At 50.6% G+C, this 4,937-nt stretch carries 3 protein-coding genes; 1 reads left to right on the top strand and 2 read right to left on the bottom strand.

Features of this window, described 5'->3' with window-relative positions:
• Positions 1-194 precede the first annotated feature (194 nt).
• Entirely contained in the window at positions 195-1,100 is a 906-nt protein-coding gene (locus MES37_RS23470; RefSeq protein WP_133522729.1) for a prohibitin family protein, read from the top strand.
• Positions 1,101-1,151: 51 nt separating this feature from the next.
• Here MES37_RS23470 and hldE read toward each other — a convergent pair whose 3' ends face one another.
• Positions 1,152-2,579, bottom strand: a complete 1,428-nt coding sequence (gene hldE / locus MES37_RS23465) for a bifunctional D-glycero-beta-D-manno-heptose-7-phosphate kinase/D-glycero-beta-D-manno-heptose 1-phosphate adenylyltransferase HldE (RefSeq protein WP_133522728.1) — start codon at positions 2,577-2,579, stop codon at positions 1,152-1,154.
• A 55-nt stretch (positions 2,580-2,634) separates the two neighbouring features.
• Positions 2,635-4,937, bottom strand: a 2,303-nt coding sequence (glnE, locus tag MES37_RS23460) for a bifunctional [glutamate--ammonia ligase]-adenylyl-L-tyrosine phosphorylase/[glutamate--ammonia-ligase] adenylyltransferase (RefSeq protein WP_237932742.1), incomplete at its 5' end; no start/stop codon positions are given.

Raw genomic sequence — 4,937 nt, 5'->3', positions numbered from 1 at the left:
TATTAAAACATACAAAAAAAGCAACGTATTGTTTTAAAAAACAATAACCTCCACATCTGAAATAGCTATTTTCATCACTCATTGATTTAAGGTTTTATTTTTCATACATTTCCACACCTGCATCAACACTTAAATTAGTACACAAAAAAGCATTTCATCATGCCATATTCAGCCCATCTACAGTGGAAGTTAAAATGATAAACCAACTTATTCCTGATTTAAAAAATGGAACTGGCTCGAAAATAAAAATAGTAGGTGGTGCAGTGGCGGCCTTCGTTATTTTAGGCTCACTATTAGGGTCGTGGTACACCATTGATGAAACGGAACGTGGTGTTTTATTACGTAACGGCGCGGTAGTCGAAGCTATTGACCCAGGCTTGTCGTTCAAAATCCCGTTTATTGAAAGCGTAAAAATCATTTCCGTTCAAAGCCAGGTCACCGTTTATGATTCATTACAGGCTTACAGTAAAGACCAGCAATCTGCGACACTTAAAGTTTCCGTTTCCTGGCATGTTCCACCATCGGATGTCACGAAAGTCTATAGCCAGTATCAAAATGTATCTTCTCTCAATGATCGTCTAATCAGCCGCCAGGTCCCTACTCAGGTTGAGAATGTCTTTGGCGGTTATACTGCGGTTGATGCTGTACAGCACCGCTTGCAATTGGTTAACGATATTTCCAACGCTATTAAGAAAAATGTTATTGGTCCGATTATTATTGATAGCGTTCAGGTGGAAAATATCGATTTCAGTGATGCGTATGAAAAAGCGGTAGAGGCCAGAATGACGGCTGAAGTTCAGGTTAAAACACGGGAACAAGAATTGGCGACCGAACAGGTTCAGGCCCAAATCCGTGTCACTCAGGCTCAGGCAGAAGCTGATGCCCAATTAGCCAACGCCAAAGCAGAAGCCGAAGCGACTCGTTTGCGCGGCCAGGCAGAAGCCGAAGCAATTAAAGCTCGCGCCGACGCGTTAGCCAGTAATCAAAACCTGATTGAACTGACCAAAGCCGAACGCTGGAACGGTGTATTACCAACAACCGTATTACCTTCTGGCACGTTACCGTTTATTGATACCACGCCAGGTAAATCAGGCCATTAATATTGCAGTTAAAATTGCCAGCCCATGCTCTATGCAAGGCTGGCAATTTATTTAACTATTTTCCTGAATCTTCTTAATAATGTTGGTGGTTGAACACCCATCTTCAAAGTTCAGCACCATCACTTCACCGCCATTGGCCCAGACTTCTTTACTCCCGGCAATATCATCCGGTTTGTAATCACCGCCTTTAACCAACAAATCTGGCAAAATCTGCCCAATTAAGCGTTGTGGTGTGTCTTCTTCAAACAGCACTACCCAATCCACGGCTTCCAGTGCACCCAACACGATCATACGTTGATCCTGCGGATTCACCGGACGGGTCTCCCCTTTCAGGCGTTTAGTTGAAGCATCACTATTTACTGCAACAATCAGGCGATCACCCAACTTACGGGCGTTGGCCAGATACGAAACATGGCCGGCGTGAAGAATGTCGAACACACCATTGGTCATGACGACTTTCTCACCACGTTTGCGCGCCGTCGCCACCGCTACTTTCAGTTCAGCTTCGGTCATTACACCAAAACCTGAATCGGCACGGCCACGCACAGCATTTTCCAGTTCAATTGGGGAAACGGTAGAAGTACCCAGTTTACCGACCACCACGCCTGCGGCTGCATTCGCAAAGTAGCACGCTTCTTCCAGGGTGTTGCCTGCGGCAAGGGTTGCCGCCAACACGCCAATTACCGTATCACCAGCACCGGTCACATCGTAAACTTCTTGCGCCTGAGTCGGCAGATGGAATGGCTCGATACCCGGCTGTAACAGCGTCATGCCATGTTCAGAACGGGTGATCAGCAACGCGGAAAAATCGTATTCCGCGATAAGTTTCATGCCGCGCTCCACCAGCTCTTCGTCATTCTTGCACTTACCAACAACCGCTTCAAATTCAGAGAGATTTGGCGTCAGCAGTGTTGCACCACGATAGCGATTAAAGTCAGTACCTTTTGGATCGATAAGCACTGGCACTTTGGCTGCTCGCGCAAGGCGAATCATGTGCTGAACACTTGCCAAGGCACCTTTTGCATAGTCAGACAGCACCAGCGCGCCAATATGTGGCAAAGCCTGGCTAATGCGTTCATGAATCGGTTCTGGGTCAACACCTTCAAAGCCTTCTTCAAAGTCGAGGCGAATCAGTTGCTGATTACGGGAAAGTACACGCAGTTTGGTGATTGTCGGGTGTGTCGGCACGGAAACAAAATCGCATTTAACGTTCACGCCAGCCAGCGTTTGGCTGAGCGCACGCGCGGCATCATCGATCCCTGTCAGGCCAACCAGGCGAGAATTTGCGCCTAACGAGGCAATGTTCATTGCCACGTTTGCCGCACCACCAGGCCGTTCTTCAATGTTGTCGACTTTCACCACTGGCACCGGAGCTTCCGGGGAAATGCGGCTTGTAGGGCCATACCAGTAGCGATCCAGCATCACATCACCAACTACCATGACGCCTGCACGGCTGTATTCGGGCAGCGTTACTTTCATTCCTGACTCTCCAGAGAGGGATAAAATTTTGTCGCGGATAATATCACAATTAGTGTTAAGCGCATGTTTGCGGCTCACTCAGCCACGTTTGCCAGCTTTTTAATACCTGCTCGCGTTCTTGAGTGAAAGTATCCATTGCCACATTCCCGGGCAGTTCCTGCAATGCCAGGTGATGGAGTTCATCGCGCAACGTGACATAAGCATGCGTCAGCGCTTTCGCTTCGTCATCACTCATGATGTCGTTTTGCGCCATTAATTCCAGAATGCGCACATTGTCTGACCAACGTGTCAGTTTTGGGGCCTGCGCCGCATAACGTAAAACCAGGTATTGAGTGATAAATTCGATATCGGTGATACCACCTTCATCAGCTTTAATATCAAAGCGTTCGATATTTTTCCCACCCAAATGCGCACGCATTTTTTCACGCATTTCTCGTACTTCAGTTTGTAGTTTTTCGCTTTCACGCCCAAGGCACAAAATATTGCGGCGGATGGCATCAAACTCCCGCTGCAACTGCGGGTCACCATACACAATACGCGCGCGAACCAGAGCCTGATGCTCCCAGGTCCAGGCTTCATTTTGCTGATAATCAGCAAAGGCTTCGGCAGTCGTTACCAGCATGCCAGCCGCACCAGACGGGCGTAAACGCGCATCCACTTCATACAAAATGCCTGATGACGTCCGGGTGCTGAACAAGTGCATCACACGCTGTGCGAGGCGCAAATAGAACTGGCGGCCATCGATTTCACGCTCACCATCCGTCATCACATCCGACGGGCAGTCATGCAGGAATACCAGGTCCAAATCAGAGCTATAACCCAGTTCCCAGCCACCGAGTTTGCCGTAGCCGACGACCGCGAAACCACGCCCTTCACGGTTTTGTAAGTGTTTTGGCTGGCCGTATCGCAAGACCATTTGCGCCCAGGCCTGCTGAACAACCGCGTCAATCATCGCTTCAGCAAGCCAGGTCAGATGGTCACTGACTTTCATCACCGGCAATGTACCGGTAATGTCAGCCGCCGCCACACGTAACAGCTGAGCCTGCTTAAACTGACGCAATGCTTCCAGTTGCTGCTCTTCATCGTCTTCAGGCACGCGCAGTAAATACTGGCGTAGCTCGTCACGATAAGCGTCCGTCGCGGTCGGTTGATAAAGCGTGTTCGGGTCGAGTAGTTCGTCGAGCAGCAACGGATAACGCGCCAGTTGGCTGGCAATCATCGGTGATGCCGCACACAGCGTGATCAAATGCTTCAGTGCGCCGGGATATTCCGTCAGCAGCTCAAGATAGGTGGTACGCGTGACAATGCCGAGCAGCAGCGGCGTCAGGCGTGATAATGGCAGTGGCGCGTCGTGGCGCGAACAAGCTTCACACAGCAAACGCGGCATGAGCTGATCCAGCACCTGGCGGCCACGCGGGCCAATGGTGCGTTTGTCAGTGTCCTGGCGAAAATCACTCACCAGACGTAACACTTCGCTACGCGCTTCCGGCGTTAAATGCTCCAGCACTGGCGTATTGGCATCAGCATCCAGCGCATCCTGCCACAGTTCGCGCCACGCTTCGGCGAGCTTATCTTCACCGGGTTCCGGTTCATCGTCGCCAATCAATTCGTTAAATACCTGCCGCACGGCATTCATATGCTGTTGCAGGGTTTCTTGCAGAGAATCCCAATTCTGCGCGTTCATGCCCCACGCCAGGCGAGCCTGGTTTAAATCATCACCAGGCAATGTTTGAGTCTGTTCGTCATTGATGCTTTGCAGCAAGTTTTCGAGGCGACGCAGATACAAATACGCCTCTTTCATTTTGGCCGCATCGCCTTCCGGCAGCAGGTGCAATTGTTGGATTGCTTCCAGCGTGGGTAGCAAAGAACGAGATTGCAACGACGGTTCTCGTCCACCGCGAATCAGTTGGAATACCTGGACAATAAACTCGGTTTCGCGAATGCCACCCGCGCCAAGTTTGATGTTGTCGGTCAGCCCTCTGCGACGCACTTCGCGGGCAATCATCCCTTTCATATTGCGCAGCGACTGAATGACGCTGAAATCAATGTAGCGACGGAAAACAAAAGGCCGCAGCATGTTGCGCAGCTCCTGGCTCCAGACGTCGTCGGTATCGCCCATAATTCGGGCTTTAACCATCGCGTAGCGTTCCCAGTCGCGGCCTTGCTCCTGGTAATAATCTTCCAGTGCGGCATAGCTCACCACCAACGGGCCACTGTCGCCAAACGGACGCAGGCGCATGTCAACACGGTAAACAAAGCCGTCTTGTGTTGGCTGGTCGAGGACTTTAATCAGCCGCTGACCCAGGCGAGTAAAGAACTGTGCGTTATCGAGTTCCCGCCGTCCGCCCTGTGTCGAGC

This window comes from Buttiauxella sp. S19-1 (genome assembly GCF_022134725.1).
Classification (GTDB): Bacteria; Pseudomonadota; Gammaproteobacteria; order Enterobacterales; family Enterobacteriaceae; genus Buttiauxella; species Buttiauxella ferragutiae.
This window is presented reverse-complemented; position numbering and strand designations above follow the sequence as displayed.